16 protein-coding genes and 1 pseudogene are annotated in these 19,615 nt (G+C 67.0%); 14 read left to right on the top strand and 3 right to left on the bottom strand.

Annotated elements, in window-relative coordinates:
- The first annotated feature begins 1 nt into the window (after position 1).
- The 8 genes and pseudogenes from ftsW (at position 2) to lpxC (ending at position 9,330) form a co-directional block, all read left to right on the top strand.
- Positions 2-1,321 (top strand): putative lipid II flippase FtsW, encoded by a 1,320-nt coding sequence (gene ftsW / locus AC5P57_RS19650; RefSeq protein ID WP_142807249.1) that lies wholly within the window; start codon positions 2-4, stop codon positions 1,319-1,321.
- Positions 1,318-2,406 carry an undecaprenyldiphospho-muramoylpentapeptide beta-N-acetylglucosaminyltransferase gene (gene murG / locus AC5P57_RS19645; protein ID WP_262234549.1) on the top strand — a complete coding sequence of 363 codons (1,089 nt, stop codon included), beginning with the start codon at positions 1,318-1,320 and terminating at the stop codon, positions 2,404-2,406. Before ftsW ends, murG begins: the two co-directional genes overlap by 4 nt.
- A 40-nt stretch (positions 2,407-2,446) precedes the next feature.
- Complete coding sequence (murC, locus tag AC5P57_RS19640) at positions 2,447-3,883, top strand: UDP-N-acetylmuramate--L-alanine ligase (protein ID WP_099553609.1); 1,437 nt, start codon at positions 2,447-2,449, stop codon at positions 3,881-3,883.
- Positions 3,880-4,842, top strand: coding sequence for a D-alanine--D-alanine ligase (locus AC5P57_RS19635; protein WP_099553611.1), 963 nt, complete (start codon positions 3,880-3,882; stop codon positions 4,840-4,842). Before murC ends, AC5P57_RS19635 begins: the two co-directional genes overlap by 4 nt.
- Positions 4,839-5,516: pseudogene (locus AC5P57_RS19630) on the top strand (cell division protein FtsQ/DivIB); the annotation flags it as partial. The gene AC5P57_RS19635 and the pseudogene AC5P57_RS19630, both read left to right, overlap by 4 nt.
- Positions 5,517-5,584: 68 nt before the next feature.
- Positions 5,585-6,820, top strand: coding sequence for a cell division protein FtsA (ftsA, locus tag AC5P57_RS19625; RefSeq protein WP_005408083.1), 1,236 nt, complete (start codon positions 5,585-5,587; stop codon positions 6,818-6,820).
- Positions 6,821-6,990: 170 nt separating this feature from the next.
- Positions 6,991-8,226 (top strand): cell division protein FtsZ, encoded by a 1,236-nt coding sequence (gene ftsZ, locus AC5P57_RS19620; protein ID WP_049428898.1) that lies wholly within the window; start codon positions 6,991-6,993, stop codon positions 8,224-8,226.
- Positions 8,227-8,418: 192 nt separating this feature from the next.
- The gene (lpxC, locus tag AC5P57_RS19615) at positions 8,419-9,330 is read left to right on the top strand and encodes a UDP-3-O-acyl-N-acetylglucosamine deacetylase (protein ID WP_004143722.1); all 912 of its coding nucleotides are present in this window, start codon (positions 8,419-8,421) and stop codon (positions 9,328-9,330) included.
- Positions 9,331-9,612: 282 nt separating this feature from the next.
- On the opposite strand, the gene AC5P57_RS19610 is transcribed toward lpxC, so the two are convergent.
- A complete protein-coding gene (locus AC5P57_RS19610; RefSeq protein ID WP_005408086.1) occupies positions 9,613-10,062 on the bottom strand; it encodes a DciA family protein in 450 nt (149 codons plus the stop codon).
- A gap of 12 nt (positions 10,063-10,074) precedes the next feature.
- Between AC5P57_RS19610 and AC5P57_RS19605 the strand changes: the two genes are divergently transcribed.
- The 3 genes from AC5P57_RS19605 to AC5P57_RS19595 all read left to right on the top strand — a co-directional run bounded on the left by AC5P57_RS19605 (position 10,075) and on the right by AC5P57_RS19595 (position 15,122).
- The gene (locus AC5P57_RS19605) at positions 10,075-11,031 is read left to right on the top strand and encodes a M23 family metallopeptidase (RefSeq protein WP_099553613.1); all 957 of its coding nucleotides are present in this window, start codon (positions 10,075-10,077) and stop codon (positions 11,029-11,031) included.
- A gap of 300 nt (positions 11,032-11,331) precedes the next feature.
- Entirely contained in the window at positions 11,332-14,064 is a 2,733-nt protein-coding gene (secA, locus tag AC5P57_RS19600; RefSeq protein ID WP_099553615.1) for a preprotein translocase subunit SecA, read from the top strand.
- Between the two features lie 101 nt (positions 14,065-14,165).
- Complete coding sequence (locus AC5P57_RS19595) at positions 14,166-15,122, top strand: Nudix family hydrolase (protein WP_142807254.1); 957 nt, start codon at positions 14,166-14,168, stop codon at positions 15,120-15,122.
- Between the two features lie 87 nt (positions 15,123-15,209).
- Here AC5P57_RS19595 and AC5P57_RS19590 read toward each other — a convergent pair whose 3' ends face one another.
- Both AC5P57_RS19590 and metF read right to left on the bottom strand, forming a co-directional pair.
- The gene (locus AC5P57_RS19590; protein ID WP_142807255.1) at positions 15,210-15,794 is read right to left on the bottom strand and encodes a DUF4124 domain-containing protein; all 585 of its coding nucleotides are present in this window, start codon (positions 15,792-15,794) and stop codon (positions 15,210-15,212) included.
- A 40-nt stretch (positions 15,795-15,834) separates the two neighbouring features.
- Positions 15,835-16,662: a methylenetetrahydrofolate reductase [NAD(P)H] gene (metF, locus tag AC5P57_RS19585; protein ID WP_142807256.1), complete on the bottom strand. Its 828-nt coding sequence runs from the start codon at positions 16,660-16,662 to the stop codon at positions 15,835-15,837.
- Between the two features lie 201 nt (positions 16,663-16,863).
- Here metF and AC5P57_RS19580 point away from each other — a divergent pair, with 201 nt between their 5' ends.
- Genes AC5P57_RS19580 through AC5P57_RS19570 form a run of 3 tightly spaced genes read left to right on the top strand, consistent with a single transcriptional unit; the run spans position 16,864 to position 19,610 of the window.
- Positions 16,864-17,796, top strand: a complete 933-nt coding sequence (locus AC5P57_RS19580; RefSeq protein WP_262234551.1) for an alpha/beta fold hydrolase — start codon at positions 16,864-16,866, stop codon at positions 17,794-17,796.
- 36 nt (positions 17,797-17,832) lie between these two features.
- Positions 17,833-18,882, top strand: a complete 1,050-nt coding sequence (locus AC5P57_RS19575; protein ID WP_495219760.1) for a sensor histidine kinase — start codon at positions 17,833-17,835, stop codon at positions 18,880-18,882.
- Positions 18,879-19,610, top strand: a complete 732-nt coding sequence (locus tag AC5P57_RS19570) for a LytR/AlgR family response regulator transcription factor (protein ID WP_099553628.1) — start codon at positions 18,879-18,881, stop codon at positions 19,608-19,610. Before AC5P57_RS19575 ends, AC5P57_RS19570 begins: the two co-directional genes overlap by 4 nt.
- Positions 19,611-19,615: the final 5 nt, after the last annotated feature.

The following is a 19,615-nucleotide window of genomic DNA, read 5'->3' as shown; positions in this document are numbered from 1 at the left end:
GATGAACGACCTGTCCCGCCAGGCAACACGCCTTGAAGCCATCGAAGGCAGCTACGACAAGTGGCTGCTGGGCGCGATCATCGCGCTCACCGGCGTGGGCGTGGTGATGGTGGCGTCCAGCTCGATCGCACTGATGAGCAGTCCGTTCTACTACCTCAACCGCCACCTGATCTTCCTGGCGGTCGGCATCGTGCTGGCGGTGATTGCCGCGCGCACCGAGCTGAAGTCGATCGAGCAGTACAACCAGATGCTGCTGCTGGGCTGCTTCGTGCTGCTGCTGGCGGTGTTCACGCCGGGCCTGGGCAGCACCGTCAACGGCGCGCGCCGCTGGATCAACCTGGGCATCTCCAAGTTCCAGACGGTCGAAGCGGTAAAGGTGCTCTACATCGTGTGGCTGTCCAGCTACCTGGTGCGTTTCCGCGACGAGGTCAACGCGACCTGGCCGGCGATGCTCAAGCCGCTGGGCGTGGCCGGTGCGCTGGTGGTGCTGCTGCTGCTGCAGCCGGACTTCGGTTCGTCCACCCTGCTGCTGGCGATCACCGCCGGCATGCTGGTGCTGGGCGGGGTGAACATGCCGCGCATGTCGATGCCGGTGATCATCGGCCTGGTCGGCATGAGCGCGCTGGCGATCATCGAGCCGTACCGCATGCGCCGCATCACCTCGTTCCTGGACCCGTGGGCCGACCAGCAGGGCGACGGCTACCAGCTGTCCAACGCGCTGATGGCGGTGGGCCGTGGCGAGTGGACCGGTGTCGGCCTGGGCAATTCGGTGCAGAAGCTGTACTACCTGCCCGAAGCGCACACCGACTTCATCTTCTCGGTGACCGCCGAGGAGTTCGGCTTCCTGGGCACCTGCGTGATCGTGGCCCTGTACGCGCTGCTGGTCGGCCGCACCTTCTGGCTGGGCATGCGCTGCGTGGAAATGAAGCGCCACTTCTCCGGCTACATCGCTTTCGGCATCGGCCTGTGGATCAGCATGCAGACCTTCGTCTCGATCGGCGTCAACCTGGGCATCCTGCCGACCAAGGGCCTGACGCTGCCGCTGATCTCCTCCGGCGGTTCGTCGGTGCTGATGACCTGCGTGGCGATGGGCCTGCTGCTGCGCGTGTCCTATGAACTCAAGCGCGCCGAGCGCCGCCAGGCCGTGCGTATCGGTGGCGCCGAAGACGTTGCTGCCGAGTCGAGCGACGAGCCGGCCGCGCCGGTGGCCGCCAGCGTACCGATGAGCGCCGAGCCGGTGGCTGCCACTGCGCCGAACGCTGCGCGTGGCACCAGCCGCCTGCAGTCGCGCATCGAACCGACCTTCGGGAGGCTGTCATGAGCGCAGCCCATGACACTGCACGCCCGGTGATGATCCTGGCCGGTGGTACCGGCGGTCATATCTTCCCCGGCCTGGCCGTGGCCCGCGTGCTGCGCGAGCGTGGCGTGCCGGTGACCTGGATGGGCGCCGAAGGTGCGATGGAAACCCGCCTGGTGCCGCAGCACGACATCGCGATCGACACGCTGGCCATCACCGGCCTGCGCGGCAAGGGCAAGCTGGCGTTGCTGGCTGCGCCGTGGCGACTGATGCGCGCGCTGCGTGCGGCCGGCATGATCATCCGCAAGCGCCAGCCGCGTGCGGTCGTGGCCTTCGGTGGATTCGCCTCCGGCCCGGGTGGCATGGCCACGCGCCTGCATGGCCTGCCGCTGATCGTGCATGAGCAGAACCGCGCACCGGGCCTGACCAATCGCATCCTGTCGCGCTATGCGCGCCGCCTGCTGACCGGGTTCCCGGGCACCTTCGCCGCGCGCGAGGAGTTCGTCGGCAATCCGGTGCGTGCGGAGATCGCCGCCATCGCACCGCCGGAACAGCGCTTCGCCGACCGCCACGGCCCGCTGCGGGTGCTGGTGGTCGGTGGCAGCCAGGGCGCACGCGCGCTCAACACCGGCGTGCCGCAGGCCATCGTTGCGCTGGGCGCTGCAGTGCCGGTGCAGGTGCGCCACCAGAGCGGCGAAAAACTGCACGCCGAAGCGGTCGAGGCGTATGCCAAGGCCGGCGTGCAGGCGGAGATCACCCCGTTCATCGCCGACATGGCCGAGGCGTTCGCCTGGGCCGATCTGGTGGTGTGCCGTGCCGGTGCGTCGACCCTGGCCGAGCTGTGCGCGGTCGGTGTCGGCAGCGTGCTGGTGCCATTCCCCGCTGCCGTCGACGATCACCAGACCCGCAATGCGGAGTATCTGGTTGAGCGCGGCGCGGCGGTTTTGCTGAAGCAGGACGGAACGCTGGCCGACGGCATTGCCGCACTGCTGCGCGATCTGTCCGAAAATCCCGCCCGCCGCATGCAGATGGCGCAAGCCGCGCGTGCCCTGGCTAAGGTCGATGCCGCCGAGCGCATCGCCGATATCATTCTCGAGGAAGCTGTATGAAGAAGGCATGCCACCGCGCCTGCCCTGCGCGAGGCCGCGCATGATCCGTCGCCTGCACGACACCAACGACCTGGTGCGCGCGTTCCCGCGCGTGCATTTCGTCGGCATCGGCGGCACCGGCATGAGCGGTATCGCCGAAGTGATGCTGACGCTGGGCTATGAAGTGTCCGGTTCGGACAACGCCGACAACGGCGCGACCCGCCGGCTGGCCAGCCTGGGTGCGCGCATCATGCGCGGCCACTCGGCGGCCAACGTGCTGGGCACCGACTGCGTGGTGGTCTCCAGCGCCATCCGCGAAGACAACCCGGAGCTGATGGAAGCGCGCAGCCAGCGCATTCCGATCATGCCGCGTGCGGCGATGCTGGCCGAACTGATGCGCTTCCGCCGCGGCATTGCGGTGGCCGGCACCCATGGCAAGACCACCACCACCAGCCTGACCGCCGCCGTGCTGAGCGAAGGCGGCCTGGACCCGACCTTCGTGATCGGCGGCCAGCTGCTGGCCGCCGGTGCCAACGCCAAGCTGGGTGGTGGCCAGTGGCTGGTGGCCGAGGCTGACGAAAGCGATGGCAGCTTCCTGCGCCTGAACCCGTTGATGTCGATCATCACCAACATCGACGCCGATCATCTGGAGAACTACGGCAACGATTTTGCCCGCGTGCAGGCGGCGTTCGCCGAGTTCCTGCAGCGCCTGCCGTTCTACGGCCTGGCGGTGCTGTGCATCGACGACCCGGAAGTGGCTGCGCTGGCTGCCAAGACCCCGCGCCACGTGATGAGCTACGGCATGAGCCCGCAGGCCGACGTGCGGGCCGAGAACGTGGTGCAGGAAGGTTCGCGCATGCGCTTCACCCTGCGCCTGCCGCAGGGCACCAGCCAGGAAGTGGTACTAGCACTGCCGGGCAAGCACAACGTGCTGAACGCACTGGCCGCCGCCGCAGTGGGCTGGCAGCTGGGCGTGGCCCCTGACGCCATCGCACGCGCGCTGGAAGCATTTGCCGGTGTCGGCCGTCGCTTCAACGATCTGGGCGAGGTGACCACCGCCAGTGGTGCCAAGGTCCGCATCATCGATGACTATGGTCATCACCCGAGCGAGCTGGAAGCAGTGTTCGCCGCCGCCCGTGGTGGCTGGGCCGACAAGCGCCTGGTGGTGGCCTTCCAGCCGCACCGCTACAGCCGTACCCGCGACCAGTTCGACAAGTTTGCCGCCGTGCTGTCCAGCGTCGATGCGCTGGTGCTGAGCGAGGTCTACCCGGCCGGTGAGGAACCGATTGCCGGTGCCGACTCGCATGCACTGGCCCGCGCCATCCGTGCGCGTGGCCGTAGCGAGCCGGTGGTGGTGGGCAAGGCTGCCGAACTGGCCAGCGTGCTGCCGGATGTGCTGCAGGACGGTGACCTGCTGCTGATGATGGGGGCGGGCGACATCGGCGCCGTGGCCACCCATATCGCAGTGGAAGGCTTCAAGGGGGAGGGCGAGGCGTGAGCACGCTGACCTTCCCGCCGCTGCGCGTGACCGACCCGGCCGGGTTCGGCCGCGTCGCCGTGCTGCTCGGCGGCAGTTCCAGCGAACGCGAAGTGTCGCTGGATTCGGGCCGCAACGTGCTGGCAGCCCTGCAGTCGCGCGGCGTCGATGCGTTCGCGGTGGATGGCATTCCGGCGCTGGCCAAGGCGCTGGCCGCCGGTGGCATCGATCGCGTGTTCAACATCCTGCACGGCCACAACGGTGGTGGTGAGGACGGCATCGTGCAGGGCCTGATGGACGCCTTCGGCGTGCCGTACACCGGCTCGGACGTGCTGGGCTCGGCGCTGAGCATGGACAAGATCCGCACCAAGCAGGTGTGGCTGTCGCTGGGCCTGCCGACCCCGCAGTACCGGAAGGTCGACGCTTCGAACGTACATGCGCTGGCGGCCGAACTGGGCCTGCCGGTGGTGGTGAAGCCGGCCAACGAAGGCTCCAGCGTGGGCATCAGCCGGGTCACCGATGACGCCGGCCTCGACGAGGCGGTGGCGCTGGCCGCGCGCTACGACGGCCAGCTGCTGATGGAGCAGATGGTGGTCGGCGACGAACTGACCGTGGCCATCCTCGGCGACGTTGCGCTGCCGTCGATCCGCATCGTGCCCAAGGGCCAGTGGTACGACTACAACGCCAAGTACATTGCCGAAGACACCCAGTACCTGTGCCCGGGCCTGGACGGTGACGACGAAGAAGAAATCCGGCGCATCGCGCTGGCCGCGTTCCGTGCCGCCGGTTGCCGTGGCTGGGGCCGCGTGGATGTCATGCGTGATCGCAGGAGCGGCCGATTCTTCCTGCTGGAAGTGAACACCGCACCGGGCATGACCAGCCATTCGCTGGTACCCAAGGCGGCCGGCCAGGCCGGCATCAGCTTCGAAGAGCTGGTGTGGCGTGTGCTGGAACAGACCCTGGAGGCCCCGCACGCATGAACGCGGTGCTGCGCATCTTCGTCTGGCTGTTGGCGCTGTCGGTGGTTGCACTGCCGGTCGTGGCGGTGGTCAATGGCTGGGTCGGCGCCGAGCGCTGGCCGCTGGCGAAGCTGCGCGTGCATGGTGAGTTCAAGCGGGTGCCGGCCGAGCAGCTGCAGCAGGTGCTGCTGCCGTATGCGCACGCGGGCTTCTTCGCGGTCAAGCTGCAGGACGCGCAGGACGCACTGGAACAGCTGCCCTGGGTGGAAAGCGCGCAGGTGCGCAAGCAGTGGCCGGACGTGCTGGAAGTGACCCTGGTCGAGCACAAGCCGTTCGCGCGCTGGGGCAACGACCGCCTGGTCTCCGAGCAGGGCAAGCTGTTCCCCACGCCGAAGAAGCTGGCCGACCTGGCGCTGCCCGAACTGGACGGCCCGGACAGCCAGACCGAAGAAGTGATGAAGCTGTACAGCGACTCGCGTGCATTGTTCGCACCGGCTGGCGTCGATGTACGCCGGGTGACGATGGATGCACGCGGCAGCTGGTCGCTGGTGCTGAGCAACGGCACCGAAGTGGTGGTGGGCCGTGACGACGCGCGCTCGCGCATGCAGCGCTTCGTCAAGGTACTTCCGCAGCTGAACCGCCAGGACGCGCCGATCGAGCGCGCCGACCTCCGTTACACCAATGGTTTCACGCTGAGCTGGGGTACCCCGGCCACGCCGGCGAAAACGCCGGCGACCCCGGCCAGCAGGACGCAGGAAAGGACATGAATCGCAAGGGTGACAAATCGCTGATCGTTGGCCTGGACATCGGCACCTCCAAGGTGGTGGCGCTGGTGGGCGAGTATTCGCCTGGCAATCCGATCGAAGTGATCGGCATCGGCTCGCACGAGTCGCGCGGTTTGAAGCGCGGCGTGGTGGTGGACATCGAATCGACCGTGCAGTCGATCCAGCGCGCGGTGGAAGAAGCCGAGCTGATGGCCGGCTGCGAGATCCGCTCGGTGTACGCCTCCATTTCCGGCAACCACGTGCAGTGCAAGAACTCGCCGGGCATCGTGCCAATCCGCGACGGGGAAGTGACCTGGGGCGACCTGGATCGCGTGCTCGATGCGGCCAAGGCGGTGGCGATCCCGGCCGACCAGAAGATCCTGCACGCGATCCCGCGCGAGTACGTGCTGGACGATTCGCAGGAAGGCATCCGCAACCCGGTCGGCATGACCGGCGTGCGCCTGGAAGTGCACGCCCACCTGGTGGTGTGCGCGCAGTCGGCTGCAGCCAACATCAGCAAGTGCGTGCAGCGTTGCGGCCTGCAGGTGGACGACCTGGTGCTGTCCTCGCTGGCCTCCAGCGTGGCGGTGCTGACCGCTGACGAACGCGAGCTGGGCGTGGTGCTGGTCGACATGGGCGCCGGCACCACCGATATCGCGGTGTTCGTGCAGGGCGCGATCTGCCACACCGCCTCGCTGCCGATCGCGGGCGACCACGTGACCAACGACATCGCGCACATGCTGCGCACGCCGACCCCGGAAGCCGAGCAGATCAAGGTGCGCTACGCCTGCGCCCTGGCCCAGCTGGCCACCGCCGAGGAAAGCATCCAGGTGCCGTCGGTGGGCGACCGCCCGCCGCGCCGCATGCCGCGCCATTCGCTGGCGCAGGCGGTGCAGGGCCGTTACGAGGAGATCTTCGAGATGGTGCAGGCCGAACTGCGCCGCTCCGGCTTCGAGGAACTGGTGCGCGCCGGCATGGTGCTGACCGGTGGCGCTTCGAAGATGGAAGGCGTGGTCGAGCTGGCCGAGGAAATGCTGCAGATGCCGGTGCGCGTGGGCATTCCGCAGCACGTCACCGGGCTGGGCGAAGTAGTGGGCAACCCGGTGCACGCCACCGGCGTGGGCCTGCTGCTGATGGGCAGCCAGATCGAGCACCCGCGGCGGCCGTCGCTGCCGACCGGGCGCGCCGGAAGCATGTTCAAGAAACTCAAGACCTGGTTCCGCGGCGAGTTCTGACGCGGAACCCGTAATGCCGGGCCTGGCCCGGTCGCAGTACCCGCAGTACCCGCATCACAACGCAACACCGGCAACACACAACCCACACAGCCGCAACGTCGGCATGCAGCAGGACGGCAGGACGCCCGAATGCCCATGCCAGCCAAAGCGGATACAACGAGGACACGGACATGGCGCATTTTGAACTGATCGAAAAGATGGCACCCAATGCGGTGATCAAGGTGGTTGGCGTGGGCGGCGGCGGCGGCAATGCCGTGGCGCACATGGTCAACTCGGCAGTGGATGGCGTGGAATTCATCACCGCCAACACCGACTCGCAGGCCATCAAGAATTGCGGTGCCAAGCTGCAGCTGCAGCTGGGTACCAACGTGACCAAGGGCCTGGGCGCAGGCGCGAACCCGGAAGTCGGCCGCCAGGCCGCGCTGGAAGACCGTGAGCGCATCATGGACGCCCTGCAGGGCGCGGACATGGTGTTCATCACCGCCGGCATGGGCGGTGGCACCGGCACCGGCGCTGCACCGGTGGTGGCGCAGCTGGCCAAGGAAATGGGCATCCTGACCGTGGCCGTGGTCACCAAGCCGTTCCCGTTCGAAGGCCGTCGCCGCATGCAGGTGGCGCTGAAGGGCATCGAGGAACTGAGCCAGCACTGCGACTCGCTGATCACCATTCCGAACGAGAAGCTGATCACCGTGCTGGGCCGCAATGCGACGATGATCCAGGCCTTCCGTGCCGCCAACGACGTGCTGCAGGGCGCCGTGCAGGGCATCGCCGACCTGATCGTGCGTCCGGGCCTGATCAACGTCGACTTCGCCGACGTGCGCACAGTCATGTCCGAAATGGGCCTGGCAATGATGGGTACCGGCACCGCCCGTGGCGATGACCGCGCCCAGGCCGCTGCCGAATCGGCCATCCAGAACCCGCTGCTGGACGACGTGAACCTGGCCGGTGCCAACGGCATCCTGGTCAACATCACCGCCGGTGCGGACTTCACCATGGCCGAGTTCGACGAGATCGGCCGCACCATCGACGGCTTCGCTTCGGAAGACGCCACCGTGGTGGTCGGCACCGTGCTCGACCCGGACATGCAGGACGAAGTGCGCGTGACCGTGGTTGCCACCGGCCTGAACCGCGTGTCGGCCAGCAAGACCCAGCGTCCGGGCGAGCGTGCGCCGATCAAGCTGGTCCGCAACGCCACCACCGGCCAGCCGGAGTTCGGCGACTTCGACAACGGCGGCGACGCCGTGTCCAAGGCCGTGGGCGGCATGGGCCTGGGCCTGCGTCGTGCCAGCAGCGATACCGCTTCCGCTTCTGCGCCGTCGGCTCCGGCCGCTTCGGCTCCGGCGGCAGCTGAACTGCCCAACGATTACCTGGACATCCCGGCGTTCCTGCGCCGCCAGGCGGACTAAGCGGGGCTTCCCGGGGTTGTCCTCCCCGGGGTGCGCCACCATGTCCTGAAAACGCGGGCGCCGGGCCAGGATGGGCCCGGCCGCCCTGCTTCATGTGCGTCCCATTGGCGCGCCGGTGTGTCCTGCCTGCCTTTCAGCCGGGGTAGGGGACCGTGCGTGTTAATCTAATGTGTCACTTCCGGTCCATCCCCCATGATCCAGCAACGCACCCTCAAGAACACGATCCGCGCCACCGGCGTTGGCCTGCACAGCGGTGACAAGGTCTACATGACCCTGCGCCCGGCACCGGTCAACCATGGCATCGTGTTCCGCCGCGTGGACCTGGACCCAGTCGTGGAAGTGCCGGCCAAGGCCGAGCTGGTCACCGAAGTGACCCTGTGCACCGGCCTGACCTGCAACGACGCCAAGATCCAGACCGTCGAACACCTGATGTCGGCGCTGGCCGGCCTGGGCGTTGACAACATCATCGTCGAACTGTCCTCGGCCGAGCTGCCGATCATGGACGGTTCGGCCGGCCCGTTCGTGTTCCTGCTGCAGTCGGCGGGCATCGTGGAGCAGGATGCGCCCAAGCGCTTCATCCGCGTGCTGAAGACCGTGGAAGTGACCGAGGGCGACAAGGTGGCCCGCTTCACCCCCTATGAGGGCTACAAGCTGGGCTTCACCATCCAGTTCGACCACCCGATGATCCCGGCCAAGCAGTCGCGCCAGGAAATCGAGTTCTCGACGCTGGCCTACACCAAGGAAATCTCCCGCGCGCGTACCTTTGGCTTCATGCGCGACCTGGAATACATGCGCGAGCGCAACCTCGGCCTGGGCGGTTCGATGGACAACGCCATCGTGCTGGACGAGTTCCGCGTGCTCAACGAAGACGGCCTGCGCTACGCCGACGAATTCGTGCGCCACAAGATCCTCGACGCGATCGGCGACCTCTATCTGGCCGGTGGCCAGGTGCTGGGCGCCTACGAGGGCTTCAAGTCCGGCCACGCGCTCAACAACAAGCTGGTACGCGCACTGATGGCCGACGCCACCGCCTGGGAATGGGTCAGCTTCGACTCGCCGGCCACGCCAGATCCGGTCGAATACGCCACCCCGGCGTACGCCTGATTTCTGTAGATCGTTGAATTTAAAGACAAAAGCGCCGCCTGAAAGGGCGGCGTTGTCGTTTCCGCAACGCGCATCGCATTCAGCATGCTTGACGCGCGTCAAGGCCGGTTTGAGGTCACGGTTTTGTGAACCTGTTGGATCGGAAGCCTGAATTTAACGCGGTTTTAACAACAATCTAACGACAGGCCCCCGGATGGCAGCTAGGATGCGACCCGGCCCCCGAAATGTTTCACGCCGTGGTGACACGTGCGACGGGGAGCGGAGCCGGATGCTCCGTTGTCGTCAGGACCGCTTCTTCGGCTTCGAAGGAACGTCCTGCAGGCAAGCCAAGGCGTCGCGTAGCCCTTTGTGCGTGGCGGCTGAAACTGCGTGGGGTCCATTCCGGTTGTCGAGCGCTGGGGAGCGCGTGGGAGTGGGAGACGCAGTCTTGATGGTCACCCTGGTGGCCTTCAGCCCGATGGAACGGGCCGCGTCGAGCAACTGGGCTTCGGCAAGCCGCAACTTGGCATGCCAGACCGGGGATTCGACGAGAAAAACGAGGTGTTCCCCGTCCACATTGGCCAGCCGGCAACGGCTGCGCAGAGGTGGCGGCAACTGGGGGCGCAACTGACGGTCCAGCGCGTCGAGCCACAAGGCACGCCGCAGCGGGTTCCCGCTTTTGTCCGCCATCACCGCATCCAGCGCCGGTTTCGGCACTGACGCGGGGCGAACGCTGGATTTCGGCTCAGACATGAAAACTCACTGATGGCATTCAAAAAGATCGTAATCAAAACGCGTGAAGGACAGGCCAAGTCGTCGCCGATCGCGCGTTTGCGGTTCTATTTCGAGGACCGCCCCCGTGCCCTGCTGGGCAGCGTACTCGGGGTAGGCTGCATTATCGGCCTTGCTGGCGGCATTGGCGCCAGCGCGCTGAATGATTCCCGGCTGCAGGCCAAGGTCGAGCGCCAGGATGCGGAACTGGCCAAGGTCAAGCGCGATGCGCAGACCCAGGTCAACGCACTGGCGGCCCGCCTCGGCGAGCTGCAGGCGCAGGCCACCCGCCTGAACGCCCTTGGCGAACGGCTGACCCAGATGGGCAAGCTGGAAGACGGCGAATTCGACTTCAACGAGACCCCTGGCCTCGGTGATGGCGATGCCGGCGGCCCGACCAGCGACATCCCAGTCAAGGACGTCAACGCCGACTTACAGGTGCTGGAGCAGCGCTTCGCTGCTTCAGGCCGCCAGCTGTCGGTGATGGAATCGCTGATGTTCGACCACCAGCTGCAGCAGAACGCCGTGCCCTCGCGCATGCCGATCCGCAACAGCTACGTGACCTCCGGTTTCGGCACCCGTGCCGACCCGTTCGGCCGCGGTGCCGCCACCCACAAGGGCATGGACTTCCACGCCAGGGTCGGTGACCCGGTGATGGCCGTGGCCGAAGGCGTGGTCAGCTTCTCCGGCGTGAAGGGCGGCTACGGCAACGTGGTCGACGTCGACCACGGTAACGGCTACGTCACCCGCTACGCGCACAATTCGCGCCTGGTGGTGAAGGTCGGCGACCTGGTCCGTGCGGGCCAGGAAGTGGCCAAGGCCGGTTCCACCGGCCGTTCGACCGGCGCCCACGTGCACTTCGAGGTGTGGGAGAACGGCAACGTGGTCAACCCGCGCAAGTTCCTCGGCGACGGCGGCAACACGCCGGTCGGGCGCATCAGCCGCGGCTGAATCCCGGGTCGGACTCCTTCCGCGCCGCGGAAGGGCTCTGACCTGATCTGGTTGAGGGCTGGTGTCGAGGGCAGGGGGCAGAGCCCTTTCGCCATGGCGAAAGGGATCCGACCCCGCATTCGTGTTTCTTTGCCGAATCCGGGGCGATCGCGACCGGATCGGCGCTTGAAACCTCAGCCGCCCGTCCCAAGCTACAATGGGTGTTGCCATCGACAGGGCGCCAGGCGCCCTGTTTCGTTTGCGGCGGACGGATCCCAAGGGGGAGGCCGGGCGTCGTGTCCATCCAACCCGGTTCCTTCAATGATCAACAGCCTGCTTACCCGCGTATTTGGCAGTCGTAACGAACGACAGCTGCGCCAGCTCAACCGCATCGTCGCCAAGATCAATGCGCTGGAGCCGGAGATCGAGAAGCTTTCCGACGAGCAGCTTCAGGCCAAGACGCCGGAGTTCAAGCAGCGCATCGCTGACGGTGAAGCCCTGGACAAGGTGCTGCCGGAAGCCTTCGCGGTCTGCCGCGAAGCCGGCCGCCGCGTGCTGGGCATGCGCCACTACGACGTGCAGCTGATCGGCGGCATGGTGCTTCACCTGGGCAAGATCGCAGAAATGCGCACCGGTGAAGGCAAGACCCTGGTGGCGACCCTGCCGGTGTACCTCAACGCGCTGGAAGGCAAGGGCGTGCACGTGGTCACCGTGAACGACTACCTGGCCCGCCGCGACGCCGCGCAGATGGGCAAGCTGTACAACTGGCTGGGCCTGAGCGTGGGCGTGGTCTACCCGGGCATGCCGCACAGCGACAAGCGCGAAGCCTACGCCGCCGACATCACCTACGGCACCAACAACGAATTCGGTTTCGATTACCTGCGCGACAACATGGCGCTGTCCAAGGCCGACCGCTACCAGCGCGGCCTGCACTACGCCATCGTCGACGAAGTCGACTCCATCCTGATCGACGAAGCGCGTACCCCGCTGATCATCTCCGGCCCGGCCGATGATTCCCCGGAGCTGTACATCCGCGTCAACCGCGTCGTGCCGAACCTGGTCAAGCAGGAAGTGGAAGACGGCGAAGGCGACTTCTGGGTCGACGAGAAGGGCAAGCAGGTGCACCTGTCCGAAGCGGGCATGGAGCACGCCGAGCAGCTGCTGGTCGAAGCCGGCATCCTCGATGGCGAGACCGAAGGCCTGTACGCGGCACAGAACCTGACCGTCGTGCACCACCTCAATGCCGCGCTGCGTGCGCACGCCATCTACCAGCGTGACGTGGACTACATCGTGCGCGATGGCGAAGTGGTCATCGTCGACGAATTCACCGGCCGTACCCTGGCCGGCCGCCGCTGGTCCGACGGCCTGCACCAGGCGGTGGAAGCGAAGGAAGGCGTGCCGGTCCAGCGCGAGAACCAGACGCTGGCCAGCATCACCTTCCAGAACCTGTTCCGCATGTACAAGAAGCTGTCCGGCATGACCGGTACGGCCGATACCGAAGCGTTCGAATTCCAGAGCATCTACGGCCTGGAAGTGGTGGTGATCCCGACCAACCGCCCGACCATCCGCAAGGACAGCCCGGACCAGGTGTTCCTCAACCGCAAGGGCAAGTTCAATGCGGTGCTGGCCGACATCGAAGAGTGCGCCAAGCGCGGCCAGCCGGTGCTGGTGGGTACCACCTCGATCGAAACTTCGGAAATGCTGTCCGAGCACCTGAGCAAGGCCGGCGTGAAGCACGAAGTGCTCAACGCCAAGCAGCATGACCGCGAAGCGACCATCGTCGCCAATGCCGGCCGTCCGGCCGCCGTGACCATCGCCACCAACATGGCCGGTCGCGGTACCGACATCGTGCTGGGCGGTTCGCTGGAAGCCGAGATCCACGCCCTGGGCGAGGACGCGACCGATGAGCAGAAGGCCGCGGTCAAGGCCGAATGGCAGAAGCGCCACGATGCGGTGAAGGCTGCCGGCGGCCTGCACATCGTCGGCACCGAGCGCCACGAATCGCGCCGTATCGACAACCAGCTGCGTGGCCGTTCGGGCCGCCAGGGTGACCCGGGTTCGTCCCGCTTCTACCTGTCGCTGGAAGACAACCTGATGCGCATCTTCGCCTCCGACTGGGTGCAGAAGGCCATGCGCATGATGGGCATGAAGGAAGACGACGTCATCGAGGACCGCCTGGTCAGCCGCCAGATCGAGAAGGCGCAGCGCAAGGTCGAGGCCCACAACTTCGACATCCGCAAGAACCTGCTGGACTTCGACGACGTCAACAACGACCAGCGCAAGGTGATCTACGCCCAGCGCGACGAGCTGCTGGACGCCGAGTCGGTGAAGGGCAACGTCGACGGCATCCGCGACGACGTGATCTTCGATGTGGTGGCCCGCTTCGTGCCGCCGAACTCGATCGACGAGCAGTGGGACCTGCGTGGCCTGGAGGCGACCCTGGAGTCGGACTTCGGCCTGCAGATGTCGCTGACCGGCCTGGTCAAGGAACACGAGGAACTGGACGCCGAAGCAATTGCCGCCAAGGTGCAGGAACGCGTGAACCAGCACTTCGCCGAGAAGGAAGCCGGCGTGGGCGAAGAGACCATGCGCGCGCTGGAGAAGCACGTGATGCTGACCGTGCTGGACCAGAGCTGGAAGGAACACCTGGCGCGCATGGACTACCTGCGCCAGGGCATCTACCTGCGTGGTTACGCGCAGAAGCAGCCGAAGCAGGAGTACAAGAAGGAAGCCTTCGAGCTGTTCTCGGACATGCTGGAGAACGTCAAGCGCGAAGTGGTGACCCTGCTGTCGCGCGTGCGCGTGCGCAGCGACGAGGAAGTGCAGGCGCTGGAAGCGGCCGAGCGCCAGCAGGTGGAAGCCCGCCTGCGCCAGTCGCAGTTCCAGCACCAGGACGTGGGTGGCTACAGCGCCGACGAGGAAGCCGCACAGGTGCAGGCCGCCCAGCAGGGCGTGGCGCAGCTGCAGCGCGACGAGCCGAAGATCGGCCGCAATGATCCGTGCCCGTGCGGAAGTGGCAAGAAGTACAAGCACTGCCACGGCCAGCTGAGCTGATCCCGAAGAGCCCCGCGAAAGCGGGGCTCTTCTTTTGTGGTGCATGATCCTGGCCAGATCCGCGATTGCGCGGGCCGCCCTGTTCTGGGCATGCTTCCCCCATGCCTTCCCCCACCCGATCGATCCATGTCGTGGCCGCCGTCATCACCGACGCCCGTGGCCGCGTGCTGCTCAACCGCCGAACCGAGAACCGCGACATGGCCGGCCTGTGGGAGTTCCCGGGCGGCAAGCGCGAATCCGGCGAGACCTCCGAACAGGCGCTGGTGCGCGAACTGCGCGAAGAGCTGGGCATCGAGGCCGATATCGGCGAGTGGCTGATGGACGTGCCGCAGCGCTACCCGGACAAGCACCTGACCCTGGAAGTGCGCCATGTACGCAGCTGGAAGGGCACGCCACGCGGGCGCGAGGGCCAGGCGATCACCTGGGTGGCGCCGGACAAGCTGGGCCGCTATTCGATGCCGCCGGCCGATCTGCCGGTGGTGGCCGCCCTGCGCCAGCCCGACCGCTACCTGATCACCCCGGCGCCGGCCGATGATGACGGCGGCGTACAGCAGTGGCATGAGCAGCTGCAGCGTGCGGTAGCAGGTGGCCAGCAGCGTATCCAGCTGCGCCTGCCGCCGGCGCATCCGCAGCGGCAGGCGATGGTCGAGCAGGCCGTGCGTGCGCATCGCCGCAGCGGCGTGCAATGGCTGCTCAATCGCGATATCGAACTGGCGCGTGCGTTGGGCGTGGGCGTACACCTGGGCAGCGAGCAGTTGCAGGAACTGTCGCAGCGTCCACTTCCCGAAGGCCAGCTGGTGGCCGCATCCTGCCACGACCTGCAGCAGCTGCAGGCCGCACAACAGCTGGGCTGCGACTTCGCGGTGCTTGGCCCGGTGCAGGCCACCGCCAGCCATCCCGATGCCTCGCCGCTGGGCTGGGATGCCTTTGCCGAACTGCGAGCGCAGGTATCGCTGCCGATCTACGCCCTGGGCGGCATGGGCCGCGGCCACATCATCGAAGCGCGCCGCCACGGCGGGCAGGGCATCGCCGCCATTCGTGGGTTGTGGCCGGCGTAAAGCTGCTTCGCTCGCCGGGCATGGCCCGGCGCTACCGTGTGGGATGGAGGCAGTAGATCCACGCCATGCGTGGATGGATGCTCGCGATCACAACGTGATCCAGAAGCACCCGTACTGCCGCCGCAATCCCAGCACCGTCGAGGCGCGCGCCACGCTGCCCGGCAACGTCTGCTCCAGGCGCAGGCCGACCGGATGCCGCACGGCCGGCGGCTCAGGGTCGGATTCCTGCGCAGCAGGGCTCTGACCCTCCTCCGGCACTGCGACCTGGTCCTGCCTGGAATAGACCGGCACCACGTCCACCAGCGGCCGCCGCGCCAGCGATTCCAGCTGGCCGAGAATGCGCTGCGCGCCCGCGTCGGACACCGCACCCCACAGGTACAGTGAAGACAGCCGATTGACGTCGTTGCCGAGGATGCCGTTGCGCAATGCATCCACGAGCTCGCTCAGCCGGCGTGGGCAGCGTGCACCCAGCGTGTCGCGCGGTGCGGTGTTGCCGGTAGGGGCGGGCGGCGGCAGCCGTGACCGTGCGCCCACGCTGTCACAGGGACGGTCGGTGTAGACACTCTGGCCCTGCGCATCGGTGCAACGGTTCAGGCGCGTGGACTGCGCGTGGGCAACGTGGGCCATCGCGCACAGCGGCAACAGCACCAGCAGGAGGGAAAGGCGGATCATCAGCGAAGGGTAGCGCTGATCAGGTCCGCATGGCGTGCTTTCAGCCTCGCAGCAGTTTCAGCACTGAAGTGGTCGGCCTGGCCAGGTTCAAGGTGTAGAAGTGCAGGCCGGGCGCGCCGCCTTCGATCAGGCGCTGGCACAGCCTGGCTACCACTTCGGTGCCGAATGCACGCACCGACTCGGCGTCATCGCCGTAGGCCTGCATCTTGCGGCCGATCCAGCGCGGAATTTCCGCACCACACTGTTCGGAGAAGCGGCGCAGCTGGCTGAAGTTGGCGATCGGCATGATGCCGGGCGTGATCGGTACCTGCACGCCGAGCCGGCGCACTTCATCGACGAAGTGGAAGTAGGCATCCGGGTTGAAGAAGTACTGGGTGATCGCCGCATCGGCACCGGCGTCGATCTTCGCCTTGAAGTGCTTCAGGTCGGCCAGCGCATCGGTCGCCTGCGGATGCGTTTCCGGATACGCACCCACTTCGATGTGGAACGCATCACCGTGCTCGGCGCGGATGAAGTCGATCAGCTCGGCGGCATAGCGCATGTCGCCGGGGAAGCCCATGCCCGAGGGCAGGTCACCGCGCAGTGCGACCAGGCGACGGCAGCCGATGGCACGGTACAGCTTGAGCAGTTCGCGGATCTCCTGGCGGGTGCCGCCGACGCAGGACAGGTGCGGTGCGGCGTCGAACCCGTGGTGCTGGTTGAGGTGGCGCACGGTCTCGGAGGTATAGCTCAGGGTCGAGCCACCGGCGCCGAAGGTACACGACACGTATTCGGGGGCGTAGTCCTTCAGCTTGGCCGCGGCACGGTCCAGCTGGCTGCGCTGTTCGTCGGTCTTGGGCGGATAGAACTCGAAGCTGATGGCGGTCATGGCGCGGGGCGGCGGCGGGTTTGAGTAAGTATATCGCTTCATCAAGATGGATGTGCGAATGGCGCGTGAGCAAATGCCGTCCGGCGCCTGCGACCGTTCGCCCCACCGTGCGGCCGCTGCTCCGAAATCGCAACCTGTATGCCTCGGCCCGGCCCACGCTGCTCCCATCCCGGCAACATCCACCCGATGAAGGAGCAGACGATGAAGATCTTCCTGGCACTCTGGTACGCAATGAAGGCGCTGGCCCGGCTGGCGATGATCGGCATGGCGATGGCCGTGCTGGGCTCCGGTTCGGCCCATGCGACGGCCGCCACCGGCACCGGCACCGGCAAGGTGCAGGTCGAGGTGGTCGGCAAGGGCCGCCCGCTGCTGCTGATCCCCGGCCTCAACAGCAGTGCCGAGGTCTGGCGCGAGACGTGCCTGGCGCTGAAGGACGTGCAGTGCCATCTGGTGCAGCTGCCGGGCTTTGCCGGCGCGGCTCCTGCCGATCCGCGCCCGGCTGGATTCCTGCCGGCGATGCGCGGCCAGTTGCTGGCCTACCTGCATGACCAGCAGCTGGGCCCGGTGGTGGTGGTCGGCCACAGCCTCGGCGGCCTGCTGGGCCTGCAGATGGCACAGGCCGAGCCGAAGGCGGTCAGCGCGCTGGTGGTGGTTGATGCATTGCCGTTCCTGCCGGCGGCGCGTGACCCGAACGCCACCGCAGACAGCGTGCGGCCGATGGCCGACCAGCTGCGCAAGGGCATGCTCGCCGCCGATGCCGCGCAGTGGCAAGCGCAGCTGAAGGCCGGCCTGCCAGGCATGACCCGCGATCCGCAGCGCCAGGCCGAACTGGGTCGCTGGGGCGAAGCCAGCGACCGCCAGACCACGGCTGACGCCATGCACGCGGTGATGACCACCGACCTGCGTAACAGCATCGCCTCGATCAGCGTGCCGACGCTGGTGCTGGGCAGCTGGGCCGGTTACCAGCCGATGGGTGGCACCGAGGAAAGCACCCGCGCGGTGTTCCAGGCCCAGTACGCGAAACTGCAGGACGTGCAGATCGAGATGAGCGCGCAGGGATTCCACTTCCTGATGTGGGATGATCCGCGCTGGTTGCAGGAACAGGTGCAGCGTTTCCTCGCCGCGCATCCCTGACCGCTGTCCGCCCTCCTGCCATCGCCGAGAGCCCGCATGGACGCCACCACGTCATCCCGCCGCTTCTGGACGCTCAATGCACTGGCATGGGCTGGCTATGCGATGTACGGGCTGTGGGTCGGGATGCGGATCGGTGGCGGCGTGGTGTTCAGCGGCATCGTGCTGATCACCGTCAGCGTGGCCGCCTGCCTGTGGTTGTGCAGCGGCACGCTGCGCGCGGTTGCACTACGCCAGCACTGGTGGGAGGGCAGCCTGGGAAGCCTGGTGTTGAAACTGGCTGCCGGTGTGGTGCTCGGCGCCAGCGTCGCGCAGGCGGTGACTGCCGCGCTGCTGCTGCCGGCACTGGCGCTGGGCTGGGTGCAGCTGCCTGGCGGCCACGCGGATTACCAGTGGTCGTCGTTGCTGGTGTACTGGATGAACACCGCACTGTTCCTGCTGATGTGGACGGGCCTGTGGGCAGGCCTGCACGGTTTGCGCCGGGCCCGCCACAGTGAGCTGGCCCGCCTGCGCGCCGAGGCCGAGCGCAGCACGTTGGAGCGCGATGCTCTTCGCGCACGGCTCAACCCGCATTTCATGTTCAATGCGCTGAACAACCTGCGCGCGCTGATCCTGGAAGATCCCGAGCGTGCGCGCGACATGGTCACCCGCCTGTCGCGCACGCTGCGCCAGGCGCTGGCGCACAACCGCAGCGAGCAGGTCACGCTGGCCGAGGAACTGGCGGTAGTGGACGATTACCTGACCATCGAGGCGATCCACTTCGAGCAGCGCCTGCAGGTAAACCAGCACATCGATGCCGGCGCACTGCAGGCACAATTGCCGGCGATGGCACTGCAGCTGCTGGTGGAAAATGCGATCAAGCATGGCATAGCCAGTCGCCCCGGCGGTGGCGGGATAGAGATCCGGGCCACGTTGGACGACCACGTGTTGCGCCTGCAGGTGGACAACCCGCTGGGCAGCGCCGGCGAGCCCACCTACGGGCATGGCGTCGGCCTGGCCTATCTGCGTGCGCAGCTCGGTTCGCGCGGGCGTTTCAACCTGCAGCCGGTCGGCGATCGCATGCAGGCCCTGCTGGAGATTCCGCAATGAGTGGCGTACTTCGTGTACTGATCGTCGATGACGCACGGCTGGCGCGCCAGGAGCTTCGCACGCTGCTGTCGGCGCTGCCCTGGGTGCAGTGCGTGGGCGAAGCCGACGACGTGCCCGCCGCACGCGAGGCGATCGCCACGCTGGCGCCGGACCTGGTGCTGCTGGACGTGCAGATGCCTTCCGGCAGTGGTTTCGATGTGCTGGACGGCCTGGAGACGGTGCCGGCGGTGGTATTCGTCACCGCCTACGACACCTATGCCGTGCGCGCCTTCCAGGCAAATGCGCTGGACTATCTGGTGAAGCCGGTGGAAGCGCCGCGGCTGCTGGAGGCGCTGGAGCGGGCACGTCAGCGCGAAGTGGTTTCGGCCGGAGCATCGGATTCGCGCAGCACGCTGGCTGCGCAGGACCAGGTGTTCGTGCGCGAGGGCGAACGCTGCTGGTTCGTGGCGGTGTCCGAGATCCGCCGGCTGGTGGTGGATGGCAACTACACGCGGCTGTGGTTCCGCGACCAGAATGCCCTGCTGACCCGCAGCCTGAGTGCGCTGGAAGCACGCCTGCCGGCAGAGCTGTTCTTCCGCGCCAACCGCAATACGCTGGTCAACCTGCGCCGCATTCGTGGCGTAACGCCAAGTATTGCCGATGGCTACGATCTGACGCTGGACGACGGCAGTGAAGTGGACGTGTCGCGGCGGCAGGCGCGCGAACTGCGCGAGCGCATGGCGTTGTAGCTGCG

The organism is Stenotrophomonas sp. YJH_SMC_79, from assembly GCF_059367995.1.
The sequence above is the reverse complement of the archived record's forward strand: the minus strand, read 5'-3'. Positions and strand labels throughout refer to the sequence as shown.

Excerpts from the sequence above, each read along its gene's own strand:
- ftsW (WP_142807249.1), top strand. The coding sequence starts at position 2 with ATGAACGACCTGTCCCGCCAGGCAACACGCCTTGAAGCCATCGAAGGC.
- murG (WP_262234549.1), top strand. The coding sequence starts at position 1,318 with ATGAGCGCAGCCCATGACACTGCACGCCCGGTGATGATCCTGGCCGGT.
- murC (WP_099553609.1), top strand. The coding sequence starts at position 2,447 with ATGATCCGTCGCCTGCACGACACCAACGACCTGGTGCGCGCGTTCCCG.
- ftsA (WP_005408083.1), top strand. The coding sequence starts at position 5,585 with ATGAATCGCAAGGGTGACAAATCGCTGATCGTTGGCCTGGACATCGGC.
- ftsZ (WP_049428898.1), top strand. The coding sequence starts at position 6,991 with ATGGCGCATTTTGAACTGATCGAAAAGATGGCACCCAATGCGGTGATC.
- lpxC (WP_004143722.1), top strand. The coding sequence starts at position 8,419 with ATGATCCAGCAACGCACCCTCAAGAACACGATCCGCGCCACCGGCGTT.
- AC5P57_RS19610 (WP_005408086.1), bottom strand. The coding sequence starts at position 10,062 with ATGTCTGAGCCGAAATCCAGCGTTCGCCCCGCGTCAGTGCCGAAACCG.
- AC5P57_RS19605 (WP_099553613.1), top strand. The coding sequence starts at position 10,075 with ATGGCATTCAAAAAGATCGTAATCAAAACGCGTGAAGGACAGGCCAAG.
- secA (WP_099553615.1), top strand. The coding sequence starts at position 11,332 with ATGATCAACAGCCTGCTTACCCGCGTATTTGGCAGTCGTAACGAACGA.
- AC5P57_RS19595 (WP_142807254.1), top strand. The coding sequence starts at position 14,166 with ATGCCTTCCCCCACCCGATCGATCCATGTCGTGGCCGCCGTCATCACC.
- AC5P57_RS19590 (WP_142807255.1), bottom strand. The coding sequence starts at position 15,794 with ATGATCCGCCTTTCCCTCCTGCTGGTGCTGTTGCCGCTGTGCGCGATG.
- metF (WP_142807256.1), bottom strand. The coding sequence starts at position 16,662 with ATGACCGCCATCAGCTTCGAGTTCTATCCGCCCAAGACCGACGAACAG.
- AC5P57_RS19580 (WP_262234551.1), top strand. The coding sequence starts at position 16,864 with ATGAAGATCTTCCTGGCACTCTGGTACGCAATGAAGGCGCTGGCCCGG.
- AC5P57_RS19575 (WP_495219760.1), top strand. The coding sequence starts at position 17,833 with ATGGACGCCACCACGTCATCCCGCCGCTTCTGGACGCTCAATGCACTG.
- AC5P57_RS19570 (WP_099553628.1), top strand. The coding sequence starts at position 18,879 with ATGAGTGGCGTACTTCGTGTACTGATCGTCGATGACGCACGGCTGGCG.